Annotated in this window: 12 protein-coding genes; 3 read left to right on the forward strand and 9 right to left on the reverse strand. The window is 63.6% G+C overall.

Features of this window, described 5'->3' with window-relative positions; all coding sequences use genetic code 11:
* Window positions 1-15: 15 nt before the first annotated feature.
* Together CG716_RS28455 and CG716_RS28460 are read left to right on the forward strand one after the other, a co-directional pair.
* A complete protein-coding gene (locus CG716_RS28455; protein ID WP_094484495.1) occupies window positions 16-1,497 on the forward strand; it encodes a Ni/Fe hydrogenase subunit alpha in 1,482 nt (493 codons plus the stop codon).
* Window positions 1,494-1,943 carry a hydrogenase maturation protease gene (locus CG716_RS28460; protein WP_094484496.1) on the forward strand — a complete coding sequence of 150 codons (450 nt, stop codon included), beginning with the start codon at window positions 1,494-1,496 and terminating at the stop codon, window positions 1,941-1,943. Before CG716_RS28455 ends, CG716_RS28460 begins: the two co-directional genes overlap by 4 nt.
* A gap of 37 nt (window positions 1,944-1,980) precedes the next feature.
* Here the strand turns inward: CG716_RS28460 and CG716_RS31410 are convergent, their stop codons facing one another.
* The 7 genes from CG716_RS31410 to CG716_RS28490 form a co-directional block, all read right to left on the reverse strand.
* Window positions 1,981-2,322, reverse strand: a complete 342-nt coding sequence (locus tag CG716_RS31410; protein ID WP_272938294.1) for a hypothetical protein — start codon at window positions 2,320-2,322, stop codon at window positions 1,981-1,983.
* 3 nt (window positions 2,323-2,325) lie between these two features.
* Window positions 2,326-2,460 carry a hypothetical protein gene (locus CG716_RS31415; RefSeq protein WP_272938293.1) on the reverse strand — a complete coding sequence of 45 codons (135 nt, stop codon included), beginning with the start codon at window positions 2,458-2,460 and terminating at the stop codon, window positions 2,326-2,328.
* Window positions 2,460-6,140 (reverse strand): trehalose-phosphatase, encoded by a 3,681-nt coding sequence (otsB, locus tag CG716_RS28470; protein WP_094484497.1) that lies wholly within the window; start codon window positions 6,138-6,140, stop codon window positions 2,460-2,462. Before otsB ends, CG716_RS31415 begins: the two co-directional genes overlap by 1 nt.
* 55 nt (window positions 6,141-6,195) lie before the next feature.
* On the reverse strand, window positions 6,196-8,592 hold the full coding sequence (ppsA, locus tag CG716_RS28475) for a phosphoenolpyruvate synthase (RefSeq protein WP_094484498.1): 2,397 nt from the start codon (window positions 8,590-8,592) through the stop codon (window positions 6,196-6,198).
* Between the two features lie 154 nt (window positions 8,593-8,746).
* A complete protein-coding gene (locus tag CG716_RS28480; RefSeq protein WP_094484499.1) occupies window positions 8,747-9,721 on the reverse strand; it encodes a 1-phosphofructokinase family hexose kinase in 975 nt (324 codons plus the stop codon).
* Window positions 9,718-10,629 (reverse strand): universal stress protein, encoded by a 912-nt coding sequence (locus tag CG716_RS28485; RefSeq protein ID WP_094484505.1) that lies wholly within the window; start codon window positions 10,627-10,629, stop codon window positions 9,718-9,720. Before CG716_RS28485 ends, CG716_RS28480 begins: the two co-directional genes overlap by 4 nt.
* A 39-nt stretch (window positions 10,630-10,668) precedes the next feature.
* Window positions 10,669-11,652, reverse strand: coding sequence for an Acg family FMN-binding oxidoreductase (locus CG716_RS28490; protein ID WP_094484506.1), 984 nt, complete (start codon window positions 11,650-11,652; stop codon window positions 10,669-10,671).
* A gap of 892 nt (window positions 11,653-12,544) precedes the next feature.
* Here CG716_RS28490 and CG716_RS28495 point away from each other — a divergent pair.
* Complete coding sequence (locus tag CG716_RS28495; RefSeq protein ID WP_094484507.1) at window positions 12,545-12,973, forward strand: cellulose-binding domain-containing protein; 429 nt, start codon at window positions 12,545-12,547, stop codon at window positions 12,971-12,973.
* A gap of 433 nt (window positions 12,974-13,406) precedes the next feature.
* Here CG716_RS28495 and CG716_RS28500 read toward each other — a convergent pair whose 3' ends face one another.
* Together CG716_RS28500 and CG716_RS28505 are read right to left on the reverse strand one after the other, a co-directional pair.
* Window positions 13,407-13,931: a DUF6790 family protein gene (locus CG716_RS28500; RefSeq protein ID WP_094484500.1), complete on the reverse strand. Its 525-nt coding sequence runs from the start codon at window positions 13,929-13,931 to the stop codon at window positions 13,407-13,409.
* Between the two features lie 103 nt (window positions 13,932-14,034).
* The gene (locus CG716_RS28505; protein ID WP_094484501.1) at window positions 14,035-15,099 is read right to left on the reverse strand and encodes an alpha/beta hydrolase; all 1,065 of its coding nucleotides are present in this window, start codon (window positions 15,097-15,099) and stop codon (window positions 14,035-14,037) included.
* Window positions 15,100-16,047 lie beyond the last annotated feature (948 nt).

The following is a 16,047-nucleotide window of genomic DNA, read 5'->3' on the forward strand; positions in this document are numbered from 1 at the left end:
TCCCGGAGACCCCACGTGAGCCGAAAGATTGTCATCGACCCCGTTACCCGCATCGAGGGCCACGGCAAGGTGACTGTGAACCTCGACGACGACGGCAACGTCGTCGACGCCAGGCTGCACGTCGTCGAGTTCCGCGGATTCGAGAAGTTCGTTCAGGGCCACCCGTTCTGGGAGGCTCCGATGCTGATGCAGCGCATCTGCGGAATCTGCTTTGTCAGTCACCATCTGTGTGGCGCCAAGGTGCTCGACGACATGATCGGCGTCAGTGGGGAAGGGGGGATCGGAGTGACGCGGACCGCCGAGAAGATCCGCCGTCTCGGTCATTACGCGCAGATGCTGCAATCCCACGCGACGGCATATTTCTACCTGGTGGTCCCCGAGATGATGTTCGGGATGGACGCCGCGCCTGAGCAGCGCAACCTCCTCGGCCTGATCGAGGCGGACCCCGGTCTGATGCGGCGGGTGATCATGTTGCGCAAGTGGGGTCAGGAGGTGATCAAGACCGTCTTCGGCAGGAGAATGCACGGCATCAGCTCGGTGCCGGGAGGCGTCGACAAGAATCTGAGCCGCGCCGAATGTGACCGTCTGCTCCACGGTGAGGAGGGGCTGCCGTCGATCGACGAGATCATCGACTACGCACAGGACGGGCTTCGCCTGTTCTACGAGTTCCACGAGAAGAATCGAAGCGCGGTCGACGGTTTCGCGAATGTTGCGGCCCTCAACATGTCCCTGGTCGACGCTGACGGCAACGTCGACCACTACCACGGTGCGCTGCGCATCGTCGACGAGAACAAGCGTGTGGTACGTGAATTCGACTATCACAACTACCTCGATCATTTCTCGGAAGCCGTCGAAGAGTGGAGCTACATGAAGTTCCCCTTCCTCAAGGATCTCGGGAGGGAAAAGGGCTCGGTGCGGGTGGGCCCGCTCGCGCGGATGAATGTCACGAACTCGCTGTCGACTCCGCTCGCTCAGGAGGCGCTGGAACGCTTCCACGCATACACCGCCGGTGCCGCGAATAGCATGACCTTGCATACCAACTGGGCGCGGACCATCGAAGTGGTGCACGCCGCGGAGTTGATCGAAGAACTGTTGCGCGATCCCGATCTGCAGAAACAGGACCTGATCGTCGCACCCGCCCCTGGCGCCTGGACCGGTGAGGGGGTCGGCGTCGTCGAAGCACCTCGCGGCACGCTGCTTCATCACTACCGCGCCAGTCCACAAGGAGACATCACGTTCGCCAACCTGATCGTGGCCACCACGCACAACAATCAGGTGCTCAACCGCACGGTGCGCTCTGTGGCCGAAAACTACCTGGTGGGACACGGCGAGATCACCGAAGCCATGATGAACGCCATCGAAGTCGGAATCCGTGCCTACGACCCATGTCTGAGTTGCGCGACGCACGCCTTCGGGCAGATGCCGCTGATCGTGACCGTCCGTGATCCGGCAGGGAACGTGATAAACGAGCGCGTTCGTTCGGCATCCGGTTCATGACACTCGACGACTTCGACAGCGACGCCTGCCTGATTTACGGCATCGGCAACGTCGGCCGCCAAGACGACGGGCTGGGCTGGGCCTTCGTCGATTGGCTTCAGGCGGAGGGCCGCTGCTCGAACGCGGAGATACAGAAGGGTTATCAGCTTCTGCTCGAGGACGCCGAACTGATCAGCAACAAGGAACGCGTGTTGTTCATCGACGCCACCAAAGAGGATTCAGTCGCGTCGTTTACCCTGGAGCGCGCGGCACCGAAAATAGACTTCAGCTTCACGTCGCACGCCATTTCGATCCCAGCGATAATGGCGACCTGTCAGCAATGTTTCGGGCGACTGCCGGTAGTGCACGTGCTGGCGATCAGGGGATTCGAATTCGAACTCGAAATCGGGCTGACGCCTGCGGCGCGGCGCAACTTGGATGCCGCGACGGCACATCTTTTGCCCTAGGCTCGCGGACAGTTTCGCTCGATGGAGAGATCGTGGTCTAGGAGCTCCCACTCCTTGATGGTTTCCATCGGTTGAGGTCGCGTTGAGCTTGGCGATGTAGCGTCCCATCAGCGCCAGGCCCGAAGGCCGCCCTTAGCCGCTTGCCCGTTCGGGCGGGCGGTGTTTCGAACATCCACCCGCGCTCCCTGGCCAGGTCGCCGAGGAATCGCTCGACCGAATGGATCGACACGGAACTGTCGAGTTGCGCTCGGTTGCACAAGGTTTCACAGGGGTGATAACAGAACCGTCCGTGGATCGCAGCGAATGGGTTGTCCGCGAAGAGCTCACGCCAGGCTTGCTCGTGGCGGCCCGAGGTCACGTGGGCGAGCCACGCCTGGATGTTCTACCCGGCAGGGCAACCGGAATTGCACGGCGGCAACAGGTCGACGTAGACGGGTCGATGCGCACGCACCGGGCCGGCCCTGGAATGCCCCTGGCCCAGGTCGGCGAGCGGAGTGACGTCTCTGGATTCATCCATCAGCCGGGGAATCTGACGGTAGTGCCGGGCATCAGCTGAACGACTCGACCCCGGCATTCCACTTCGATCCCGCCGGCGGCCCCGCGTGGATCCATGCTGATGATCACGCCCTTTCCGCTGACCCGCAGGTGCAGGTGTAGGCCCCGGTAGTGGATTGGTATCGCCAGTACGCCAAGTGTTTCCGGCCAGTACGGGGACAGGATGATGCGGTTGGATCGGGTTTCCAGTCCGGTGAAGCACCGCTGCATGAGGTCGACGGTGCCGGCCATGGCTGCCAGGTGAATGCCCTCCGACGTGGTGCCGCCCTGGATATCGGAGACATCTGACTTCAGCGCCTCTTGGAAGAACTCCATGGCACGATCGCGGTTGGCCCTAGCGAGCACCCAGGTGTGCACGACACCACTGAGCGTCGACCCGTGCGACGTGCGAGCCAGGTAGTAGTCCACCATCTCCGGCACCTGTTCGGGCTGGAAGCGATAACCGAGGCGGTCGAGGAGCTCCCGTAGCTCGGTCGCGGACATCAGGTAGAGCAGCATGAGGGCGTCGGCCTGCTTTGACGCCTTGTAACGGTTGACGTCGTCGTGCTCCGCCTCGAGGATTCGGTCTAGCCGTTGGATGTTGCCGTACTGCGCGCGAAGGCGATCCCAGTCCAGTTCCTCCAAGTCGCCGTATCCCTCGAACTGGCTGATGACCCTGTCGTGGAAGGGGACGTACATCCGCCTGCTCACCTGCTCCCAGCGGGCAAGCTCGGCACTGGTCAGGCCGAGCGTCTCCATCAGGTCGAGCCGGGTGGGCAGTGGCAGCATGTTCAGCGCGTCGAGCGCGCGCATGATCACCCAGACCGCCATCACGTTGGTATAGGCGTTGTTGTTGATGCCGTCGTAGGGGGCGCCGGGATAGCCGGAGTGGAATTCGTCGGGCCCGATGACACCTTTGATGTCGAACCGTTCCCGGTCCTCGTTGTAGGTGGCCAGGCTGACGAAGAAGCGGGCGACCTCGGCCAGCAACTCGGCCCCGTAGTCGATCAAGTACGCCAGATCACCGGTGACCTGATAGAAGTTCCACGCGCTGTAGGCGACGGCGATGCCGATGTGGTGCGCCCGGGCGCTGGCGTCGGGGTTCCAGTGGCCACTGCGCGGATTGAGATGCAGCCGTTGACTTTCCTCGCGCCCGTCGCTGCCCGACTGCCACGGGAACATGGCCCCCGAGTAACCCGCCGCGCGGGCGGCCTGACGGGCCTCCGGCAACCGCCGGTAGCGGTAGCCGAGCAGGGACCTGGTGATCATTGGAAAGCGCAGGTTGAGCACGGGGAAGATGAACAACTCGTCCCAGAAGATGTGGCCGCGGTAAGCCTCGCCGTGTAGTCCGCGAGCCGGTACTCCTGCATCGAGGTCGGCGGTGTTCGACGACACCGTCTGAAGCAGATGGAGCAGGTGCAGCCGTAGGATCCGGACTTCGTCGGTGAAGTCGTCGAAGTCGATCGACATGCGCTCCCAGAGATGTACCCATGCGGTCGCGTGTCCGTCCAGCAACTCCGCGAACCGAACCAGTCGCGCGAGCGCACGCTGGGCGTCGACGCCTGGTTCGGACGTCGCCACATCGCGCCCCGTGTACACCGTCACGACCTTCTCGACCGTGACCGCCTCGCCCGAGGACAGCTGCACGGTGATGTCATGGCCGATCTCGGCACCGCCGTCGAACAGATGAAACCCGGCCGGGACCGGTGCGCCGTCCCGCCACACGGTGCTACGCGCCGCCATCGCGATGGGAATGCGGGACTGGGTCGTCTGCATCGTCAACAGGACCGAATCGCCTGAGATTTCGCGTGTCTCGACCAGTTCGAGGTGCTGATCGGACAAGTCTCGGTAACGCTCGACCAGTGAGTTCGTCACGTTTCCGTCCAGGGTCGAGCGGAACGTGATGGTGCCCGCCCAATCCTCGGCGACGACCGTCGTCTCGAGGGCGCCAACGTGGGGCAGGTGCATTGCGACGAACCGTCGCTGTGTCAATGACGTCGTGCGGCCCGAGTCGTCGCGGAACCGCACTTCGCGGGTGAGTACCGCACGGCGCAGGTCGAGTGCCTGATGGTGTGAGAGCACGGTGACCGCGTCGACGTCGAACCAGTCGCCGCCGTCGATTCGGAACGTCAGCGAAAGCCAGTTGGGCAGGTTCACCAGACTCTCGTTGTCGATCTGGGTTCCTGCCACGTCGTCGACGAGGCGGTTGTACACCCCCGCGGCGTAGGTGCCGGGGTAGTGCACCTGTCCGGCCTTCGACTCGGGGGCGGCACCGCGGCTGGCGAAGTAACCATTCCCCAACGTGCACAATGCTTCTCGGAGCTTCTCGCCCTGCGGGTCGTATCCGTCGAAGTCGTAGTCCCACGCCTCGCCCGACACCCGCTGCTTGTAGGCCAGCCATTTGGACCCACGCGCGATGAACTCGCAAACCTGATCCGGACTCGCAAGGGCGAAGTGCGCGGCCGTCCTTCGATCGCCGTCCTCATCGTGGCTGACGACGACCCCGATACCGTCGAACTTGACCGCGTCGAACGCGTCTTCATCGGTGAGGTCGTCGCCAATGTAGATCGGCAGCCGTGCGGTCGAGTCGTCGATGCGTTCGCGTATCCACGCCAGGGTGGTGCCCTTGTCCCAGTCGAGGTCGGGCCGCAATTCGACGAGCATCCGCCCGCTGGTCACTCGAAGGCCGGTCCGGGCGCCGAGTTTGTGTGTGGTGGCGACGATCTCGCCGACGAGCTCAGGTGCGACCCCGCGGTAGTGCACCGCGACGGCGAAGCGCTTGTGCTCGACTCGCACGCCCGGAAAAGCGGCCAGACCGTCGCGCAACTCCGCCGCGGCACCCTCGAGGATTTCGACGTACGGGGCCGCCGCGTCGTTACAGTGATATGCGCCATCCGGTCCCGTCAGTTCGAACCCGTGGCTGCCTGCGTACCAGAGCCCGGGGATGCCGACCCGGTCGCGGATGTCGGCGAGGTCGCGTCCGCTCAGAATGGCGACGGGGCATACCCCCGCGACCAACTTGAGCGCCTCGGCGGCCCCGTCGACGAGCCTGGCCGCATCGGGATCCGAGACGATCGGGGACAGCGTTCCGTCGTAGTCCAGGAACAGCATCGACTCCCTGGCGCTGGTGATGCCGATCAGCTGACCGTAGGAGGTCAGCGCATTCGGGAGTTCCGAGACGCGCCTGTCGCCCGCCCGAACGGCAACTTCGGCCATGTCTTCGAGCACGACATCGGCACCGTAGTGGGTCAGTTCGCCGCTGGGCCCGGTGCCGCCGACACCGATGACGAGTGCGAACCCGCCGTTGCGGGCCGCCGCCACTCCCGCGGCGGAGTTCTCGATAACGACGCATCGCTGGGCCCGCACCCCGAGTCGACAGATGGCATCGAGAAGCACTGCAGGGTTCGGCTTTTGGGCTGTCCCACGTTCGCCGGCGGTGCCGTCGATGCAGACACCGAACAGGTCGTCGATGCCGGCAGCCTTCAGGGCCTGCTGACATCGCGGGTCCGCGGAATACGCTGCGGCGGCGACCCCGATGTCCCGCAGTTTGCGGGCGAGGTCCACGGTGGCACCGAATATGGGCACGTCGCAGCTCAGCGCACCGTCAAGGTCGAAGAGCACCGCGTCGTGGTAACGCGGATCGATGGTGATCGGCAGCTTCATCACAATCCTTGGTCGATCGTGATCGGCCCGGCCGGGCACTGGAACCCGTTGGCGCTCATAAGGTTGGCATGAGCGCTTGTTCCAACGCCAAGACCTGGCGGGTGGTCCTGACGACCGTGTCGGGGTTCAGGCTCATCGATTCGATACCGATCCGGACCAAAAACTCGGCCATGTCCGGGTAGTCCGACGGCGCTTGTCCGCACAGCCCTGAGTGGATCCCGTTGCGCCGGCATCCCTGAACTGCAAGGCGAATCATTTCCTTGACACCTTCGTCGCGTTCGTCGTAGTCGAACGCGACGATCTCGCTGTCCCGGTCCACGCCCAGAGTCAGCTGCGTCAGGTCGTTGGAGCCGATGGAGAAGCCGTCGAAGCGCTTGGCGAATTCATCGATCAGGATCACGTTGTTCGGGATCTCGCACATCGCGTACACCTTGAGCCCGTTCTCCCCCCGCCGCAGGCCGAGGTCAGCCATCGTCTTGAGAACAAGGTCTGCCTCGATGACTCGGCGAACGAACGGGAGCATGAGAATGACGTTCGTCAGGCCCATCTCTTCGCGCACGCGTCGCATCGCGCGGCACTCCAATGCGAAGCCCTCGGCGTAAGCGGGATGCGCGTAGCGCGAGGCGCCGCGGAAGCCGATCATCGGGTTGCTCTCGGACGGCTCGAAGCCCCGTCCGCCGAGCAGGCTGGCGTACTCGTTCGTCTTGAAGTCCGACATCCGGACCACCACAGGTTTCGGCCAGAAGGCGGCGGCAATCGTGCCGATTCCTTCGGAGAGGCGCTCCACGAAGAAGGCACTTCCGTCGGCGTAGCCATGCACCAATCGGTCGATCATTCGGCGAGCACCGGGGTCGTCGACCTTCTCTGGGTGCAGGAGGGCCAGCGGGTGGACCCGGATGTACTCGCTGATGATGAACTCCATCCGCGCGAGTCCTACGCCGTCGTTGGGCAGGAACGACGTCTTGAAGGCGAGGTCGGGGTTGCCGAGGTTGATCATGATCTGGGTCTGCGGCCGGGCCAAGTCGGCCACCTCGGTGCGGTCCACATGGAAACCCATCTCACCCCGGTAGACGCGGCCCGAGTCACCCTCGGCGCACGACACCGTAACGACCGCGCCGTCGGGCACGCTGGTGGTCGCATCGCCGGTGCCAACCACAGCGGGGATGCCGAGCTCACGGGCGATGATCGACGCGTGGCAGGTGCGACCACCACGGTTGGTGACGATCGCGGCAGCGGTCTTCATGACCGGCTCCCAATCGGGTGTGGTGGTATCGGCGACGAGTACCTCGCCGGGCTTGAAGTCCGCCAGATGGGTGAGGTTCTCGATCCGTCTCACAGCACCCGAGGCGATCCTTTCGCCGACGGACCGGCCCTCGGCGAGGATCTCGCCTCTGCGCTCGAGCACATAGGACTCCAACGCGGTCGCACTGTGCTGGGAGGCCACCGTCTCCGGGCGGGCCTGGACGATGTAGAGCTTCCCGTCTATTCCGTCCTTGGCCCACTCCATGTCCATCGGCCGCCCGTAGTGCTGCTCGATGGTGCACGCGTAGCCAGCCAGTTCCAGAACGTCGGAGTCGGTGAGGCAGAAACGGGCGCGGTCGGCCTTCGGCGTGGGGATGTTTCGGGTCGTGTTCTTCGTCTCGCCTTCGACGAGGATCATCTTGACGGCCTTGTCTCCCACGAGGCGGCGCAACACAGCGCGGTGGCCGGCGAGATAGGTCGGCTTGTGAACGTAAAATTCGTCGGGGTCGACGGCGCCCTGAACCACATTCTCGCCAAGGCCGTAGGCGCCCGTCACGAACACGGCGTCGCGAAAGCCCGACTCGGTGTCGATGGAGAACATCACACCCGACGAAGCGATGTCGGAGCGGACCATCTTCATCACGCCGATGGACAGCGAGACCTTGAAGTGGTCGAAGCCCTGGTCGATTCGGTAGTGAATGGCGCGGTCGGTGAAGAGGCTGGCGAAGCAACGACGGCACGTATCGAGCAGGCTCTCGTCGCCCTTGATATTGAGATAGGAATCCTGTTGGCCGGCGAAGCTCGCGGTGGGTAGGTCCTCCGCGGTTGCCGAGCTGCGCACCGCGAGACTTACCTCCTCGCCGTACTCCTGCTGAAGGGTGCGGTACGCACCCAGAATCTCGCCGGCCAGATCGTCGGGGAGTCCTGCACCGTAGACGATCTCTCGGGCGCGCTTGGCTTTTCGCGCCAGCGCGGTGACATCGGCGGGGTCGAGATCGTCGAGTTCGGCATGCAGACGGTCCCAGGCCCCGGCCGCGTCCAACATGTAGCGATAGGCCTCGGCGGTGATAGCAAACCCATGTGGGACGCGGACGCCCTGCCCAGACAGTTTCTGGAGCATCTCGCCCAGCGAGGCGTTCTTGCCGCCGACGAGAGGCACGTCGTCGATGCCGAACTCTTCAAAAAAGCGGACGTGCTTGGACGTACTCATGACCTGTCCTTTCAAGCGCTGCTGGTGCCAACCTCTCACCGCGGCACCCATGGAGGCAGGGCCGAAGGTCACCGGAACAGGTGACGGCTTACGCATGGAGTCGGGCTGTCCCGCGGTGGTGGCCGCGGTACTCAGCCCTGACAAAGGGTTTCCGTCAGCGAGCGATATCTACCGGCTCTGGCGCCAACTCGAAGATTCGTTCGGCATCCTCGCGCAGGCAAGGCGCGGTGCCGGGGGTCAGGAGCATGGCTGCGCCGGTCGCGATTCCGAACCGTACCGACTTTCTCAGTGACCATCCCCGTGTCACGCCCACCGTGATCGCCGCCACCATCGCGTCACCCGCGCCGACACCGCTGACCACCCGCACCGGAACTGCCGAGAAACGTTGGCTGCCTTGCGGTGTAGCCAGCAGTGCCCCCTTGGAGCCGAGCGAGACCACAACGGCTTGACTGATGCCGGAGTCGACGAGCTCGTTCGCGGCGCTCAACTGCTCTGATTCGGTGGCAAGCTCGCGACCGAAGCACTCGCGTAGCTCCCGCACGCTGGGCTTCAGCAGGAACACGCCGGAGCTGATGTGCTGCAGCCCCCCGCCTGAGGTGTCCAAGACCAGCAGCACGCCAAGCTCGCGACAGATGTCGACAACCTGCTGGTAGAAGTCCGAGGGAACGCCGGGGGGCAGGCTGCCACTGGCCACCACGATCTCGGCTGACCGCGCCGCGTAACGCAGTTCGTCGAGGCATTTCGCCTGTTCGACGGACGTGAGGCGCGGACCGGGCAGAACGAATCGGTACTGCTCGCCGCTGCTCCTCTCGTTCACGGTGAAGCTCTCCCGAGTCGGCTCGGCGATCGCGACGCGGCGATACGGAATGTCGGCATTGCCGACCAACTCTGTAACCAGATCGCCGGTCGGTCCGCCCACCGGGAACACTGCCGACACGGCCCCGCCGAGTACAGACACGATCCGCGCTACGTTGATGCCACCGCCGCCCGCGTCGTAACGAGCTGCGCTGCAACGGATCTTGTCCGTCTGGCAAACGAAATCTGCACTTGTCGAGACGTCGAGCGCCGGGTTCATCGTGAGAGTGACGATCGTTGGTCCGTAGTCAGCGCGACCGCTTGATGTGTTCATTCGGTGCTGGCCCAGCCTGATTCCAGCGCGGTTTCGCGCACCACGAGCACGGGTATGTCCGCGGACTGCGCAACGGCCGAGCTGACAGAACCCAACCATGTGCTTGCGAATCCGGCTCGCCCCCGACTGCCGATTATCACTAGTTGGGCGTGCTGAGACTCACGAATGAGCCAGCGGGCCGGCTGATCGCAGACGAGTCGTCGCTGCACCTGCACGTCGGGATACTGTTCCTGCCAGCCGGCAAGCCGTTCGCCCAGGATTTCATGCCCCTCGCTCTCGTACTCGTGCCAGTCCATGCCCAGCATCGGAAAGACTGCCACGTCGCTCCACGCGTGCAACGCCACCAGCCCCACCCCGCGGCGTGATGCCTCGTCGAAGGCCAGCGCCGTTGCGGCTTCGGAAGCCGGCGACCCGTCGATGCCCAGCAGGACCGGTGCATCGCTGCCGGAGGGGGGAGGTTCAGGGCGAATGACCGCGACTGGGCAGCGCGCATGGTGCACCAGGCCGGTACTCACTGAGCCCAGCAGCAGCCGGCCGAGCGCACCGGTTCCGCGGCTGCCGATGACGACCATTTGCTTGTTCTCGGATGCGTGGACCAACGTCGACACCACGCTTGAGTTCAGGGTCTCGGCGTACACATCGGGCAGCTGTGACTCAGGGACACCAGCGTGCGCCGTCTTGAGCGCTTGCTCCAGAACATGGCGCGCGTTGCCTTGCTGCCACTCGGTGACGTTGGCGTACATCGCCTCCATCGGCCAGCTCCGGATCAGAGGCGCGACCACATGCGCCAAAGTCATTGGCACACCACGCATCACCGCCTCGTTAGTCGCCCAGCGGATCGCGGCGTCAGACTCCGCTGAGCCGTCAACACCAACCAGTATGCCGGTTCTGGTTGCGGATTGGGACATCTGGTGTTCCTGCATTGGATTCCTTTTTGCGCTGGGCATTCAACGACGGATCTGAAGCACTTCGCTCATGGGGCGGCGCGGCGTCAGTGACGGGGCCTCGTCGAGCGCCGGCGCCGTGCCGACCCGAATCAACACCTGCGGGAACGCTGAGCTACCGGTCAGGTTCTGGATCACGGCGCGACCCTCGGCTATCTCGGTGATGTGCGTCAGCGTGCATGTGGCCAGTCCGGCCGTAGTGCATTCCACCAGGACGGTGGACAGCGCCTCGCCGCAGTTGAGCGCATCAGCTCTGGTGTCTTCGTGGGTCGACAAGACGAGTACCTTCGCGTGGTCCGCCGCTATATCAGAGCGCCGACGCCCATGTTGGGTCGTAGGGAATTCGCGGCCGATGCCGACTCGCGCGCGCTCCCGCTCGGACACCAGCGCACTGGGTGGCACGCCCTGATAGAGACTGAACCGTCTTGTCCACCAATGTAATTCATCGCGGTAATTCTCGTCGTACCGTCGAATCGACTCCGTAAGCCGGGACGCCTCGGCCAATGACGGCCGCGCGTCGTCAGCCACCACGTCGAGTGTGGCCTTGCTGTGGTCAAGGGTTCTGCGCAGCACGGGTTCGAAGGACTCCCATTGGCTGGGGGCCTGCAAGGGAAGCCGATCGGTGCGCCGGCTAAGGATCGCGTCGGCGCGGTCACGCTCGGCGCTGGTGACGTAATGAGCGGGAGTGAAGTCGACCGAAGCGAGATGGTCGCGCTCACTCGGGTTGGGAAAGGGGTCGACGTTGGTTCTCCATCCCGCGGCGGCCATCGCCATCCGCAAGTGATCGAGAGCCGCGCCGCAGCTGATGATCGCCTCGCGACCCGACCTGTCGGCCGAGCGCACGACTCGTTCGTGGTCGGCAAACAGATCTACCGCCGCATGCCCTAGGACCCACCGCCATGGCTGGCTGTTATGCAGCGAGGGTGCTCGGCACGCTAAGTGGATGGCCTTGGCAATGATCTCGGTTTCCACAGTCGTTCGAGTCATGGACATTGGCCTCCTGTCAACTTCGACCCTAGGGATTGCCACGGCCCATACCAGAGTCATTGGTCCCTGCGGTCTCGCCGTTGGGCCACATGGCCAACCGGCGACGGGTGTACGCGGTGGATATGTCGCTGTAACTGCGCTCCGTTGATTGCAGGCGCTCCGGCGAATCCCGACCACCTGCACCTGCGTGGCTGGGACAGTTGGATCTGAAGAACTCCCTCTTCCGTGGAGGCACCGTCGCAAGCCGTAGGCCTGTCGCGGTAGCCAACGGAAGCTGCCAAAGGTTCGGCGCATACCCGGTTGCTCCGCTGTGGCGCGACGTCGGGAAAGCGTGACTTGAAATGAGAATGTGATGACCGCCGTCAGCACGCAACCCTGAAGCCCTGACCGGCCATGACTGCCCCTAGGTCAACCGCAACAATTGACTCCCGCGATAATGCACCCACCCAACGCCCCACCGTGCCCCTCTAGCAATTGACGTAGCTCATGAACTTGTACCTAAGCGTTCCCACAGTTGCTCGATGTCATCGCGAATGTGTTGAATTGGGTGATGAGAGGGCGACGAGCGAGAGTCTCTTCTACATCGCCAGGTACCTTGCGCTGAGGACGGCGGATGTCGTGGCGGACCACCCGAAGAACGTCTTCTGGCAGCCAGGGATGGGCCTCGCCTTGGGAACCCGACCACGAGACGCGACAACCTGTAAGAATCCGCGAACGACTTCGACCGTGGGATAGCGCATACGTAGTAGGGGAGAGACAGCGGGGGCGAAGAGAGGGGCGCTAGCAGCAGCAGTACGGGGGATGGAGGTGGTGAAATGAAAAGCAGCCGCATTACCGTGATGACCGCGCGGCTAGGGGCGAAATGCGTACGTCCGCTCTAATGTTGGCGACCATGCCCCGACTGAACAGCTACCTGGGTCGCTGGCGCGCGGCTCTTCACCTGGCCGCGGCCGTAGTGACGCTGGTGGCGCTGGGTCTACCCGCCGCGCCGGCGGCTCGTGCAGCCGTGGCGACGGCCCAGCTATCGGTGACATCGACATGGCAGACGGGATTCATCGCACGCTTCATCATCACCAACCCGACCGCCGTGCCGCTCACGGACTGGAAGCTTGAATTCGACTTGCCGGTAGGCGAATCCATCTTGCACAGCTGGAACAGCGCCTTCACCCAATACGGCATGCACTACGTGCTGACCCCGGCGAACTGGAATCGCATCATCCCTCCGGGGGGCACAGCAACCGGGGGCTTCCGCGGTGCGCTGAGTGGCACTTACTCGCCACCGGTGAACTGCGTCCTCACGGGGCAGTCCTATTGCGTCTGAGGGATCTGCCTGGGCTAAATACTCAGGGGCGCAGCAGATCCCGGCGGTTAAAAGGCGGATGACGAAAAGCTGCGGCCGCATCGATCGGTGATTGATTGCATCTGGTTAGAAGAGGAGGAGGGTGTCCGCTCTCCGTCAAGTTGTCATTCGCCATCTGGGAAATCGTCAACTCCACCGAGACAGTTGCAGCGCGGTTTGAAGGCTCATGCAGCCACTCGCGACAGACGGCGCAAGGAGTTGGCCGAATGCTCCTTCGCCTTGTGGCGAGCAGGCTTTGGAAGCTCGATACCAGAATGATTGTCGAGCTGCCACGCCCGCGATAGCGCCTGGATACTTTCTTTCAGTCCGACTTCAGACCTGGGCGCTGCTGTTCGTCGACACTCATCCATCCTGCGATTTCCCGGAAGCGCCGCCCATGCCAGGCCCGATCAACTCAGCGTGGTGGGCGATCCTTTGTCTGGGTGATGCGGACATGCGCCAGTGCAACGAGGATGATTGCAGGTAGGGCGATGTCGGTGATGAGGATGGGTCCGGCGTTGTAGGGCGCATCGTCGCCGTGGCCGAACAGTTCGATGAAGTGGCCGATCGCAGCACCCCAGTAGAACACCGCGAACCCGAGGGCTGTGGCCTCCCAGAACCGTTCGCGCACCCAGATGCACGCGAGGCCCAGGACCGCGAAGGCGAGGTTGGCCATGCCTACCTCGAACTGGAAAGGATTGCCAGGGGGAAAGCCGATCTGCTGGGCCGTGGACTGCGAGAACAAGACATGCGAGGTCGTGACGAAAATTCCTCCTATACCCACCACCCCGCCGAATAGCCATAGCAGCACGATCTCGCTGGCCCGCCCGGGCGGACGCGGGCGAACACGCCAAACATGGACGGCCGCACCGATCCCCACGATGATGGGGATGAACAGCGGGCCGTAATCCGAGACACTGTCCCATGCTGACCACATCATTAATCGTCTCCGTCCTTGTTGCGCTATGTGCTCAACACAGATCAGCGATCCAGCCCGGACGGTTCGCTCTGGCTCCGGACCGACCCCCAAATTCGGCAATAGACTATCGAGTCGGCGGGCACGCGAACGCCTCGGCCAGCGTCGTGGCGATTAGCCGATAAACGGCGTCCTCCTCGGAAAACACGTTCGGAAAGAAGTAATACCCGTGCGGCATACCGGCCGGAAAATGCCCGACTGCCCTGCCTCCCGCGTCGCGCACCTTCTGTGCGAACGCCCGGGCAGAGTCGATCAGCGGATCATGGGTGCCCGCCGCGACGACAGCGACCGGGTAGTCGGTCAGGTCGCCCGCGATGGGGCTCGCCCACGGGTGGTTCCACGGCGTGCTGCTCAGGTACGCCCCGCGGATGTAACCCATAAACGCGGTGTCATAAACGACACCACGCGGGGCGAGCTCTCGATACGAATCCCATCGCTCGTAGTGGAAGTCCGTGAACGCACCCAGCAGCACGACTGCGTCAGGCACTCGCCTTCCCTCATCGCGGGCACGCAGCGGGACGGCCGCCGCGAGGGTCGATCCCGCCGAATCGCCGGCGACCGCGATACGAGAGGGATCCCCCTCGATGTCGTGGGTGTTGTCGAGCACCCAGCTGTAGATGTCAAAGGCATCGTCGAAGGGTGTCGGGAACGGGAACTCCGGCGCCATCCGGTAATTGGCCGACACCACGACGGCGTTGTTGGTGAACGCCAGCTTGCGGGCCAGGAAGTCGCAGTCATCAGAGGAACCGATCGTGAATCCACCGCCGTGGTAATAGACGATCACCGGAAGATGGTGATCGGACGGTGCTGCCGAGGGTCGGTACAGCTGGCATCGCGCCACCCCGTCCGCAACCGGTAGGTAGACCTCGTCGACATCGACGTCCGGTACCGCCTCAGCCCCGGCCATTGGGACCAGGGCAGGATCCTGTGGACGACCGTCACCGATATAGCCGGTCCGTACTGGCGCAATCATCAAGTCCCGCAACGTCACCGGCTGTCGCAAGTTGGCCAGCATGCGATACATCGGCATCGCCGGATCATCAGGGGCGACAAAACTCAGACCGTCAATAGGGACCAGCGCCGTGACGTCGACCTGACCCTGCGGTACGGTGCGCAGCGACTCGGATATCACTTCGACCGCTTCGATCTGCTCATGCGATGATCTCCTCGCCGGTGGAGGCTGGCACAGCCGATTAGCTGCAGTCACAAGTGTTCTACCACGGTCTCTTTGGAGATGTCGCCACCGCCAACAGGTATTAACGCTTACATTAATTGAATTTCAATAGGATTTTCTTACTGCCGCCATTCACGCCCGGTCGTCCGCTAAACAGTAGTGGTTGTTGGGCGTTGGCGCGGAAGGGTAGGCGAGCAAGTCCTCGGGACGCCGGGGGGGTCACCGCGACCGCCAGGGTGATCGCGGTGACCAGCGCAGCGATGTCTCCTTGCGGCGTCTGGACTGATAACAACCTTGACAGGTGACTCATGGTGATTGGCGGCATCGGCGGAACCGGTCCGGTCGGCTAAGCGCACTCCGGCAGGCGGCAGACGCCTTCATGAAAGACGTTGTGGGAATCGAGCTGGACATGTGAAAGCCTGGTCAGCGGGGGTGGGCGCCAATCCATTCTACTTGACATAATGTGGCTTATCGGCAAAATGCCTACCTGGGCCGGAGTTGAACCGGGCCCAAAGCAACACCCGGGCGCCTCGGTTCGAATGGCGAACCCCGTTCCGCAATTGACCGACCCCCCGAAGCCGGCCACCGCCGGCGATAGAGCCATTTCGAGAATGTCAGCGTTGCCCACAGAACCCGGCAGATCCGTCAGCCGACTCCAGACCACTGCGCCCCAAATGCCTTGAGGCCGAAAGTATTCCACCCCTTCCACGTCCAGTCCCGTCATTGCCAATTCGTCACAGTGACGTTTACACACCGCGGCAATGGCTGATTGCAGGACCCTCCGCCTGGCGGCTACAACCTTGGCCCGCCAACCGACAGTCGGGGGCCGAACCCCCGCGACGTGACCTACGCCCCGCGCCAGCCCAAACCTCATGAGGCGGAACCCATTCCGCCCCCACCGTGCCC

The organism is Mycolicibacterium sphagni (assembly GCF_002250655.1).
Lineage (GTDB): Bacteria > Actinomycetota > Actinomycetes > Mycobacteriales > Mycobacteriaceae > Mycobacterium > Mycobacterium sphagni.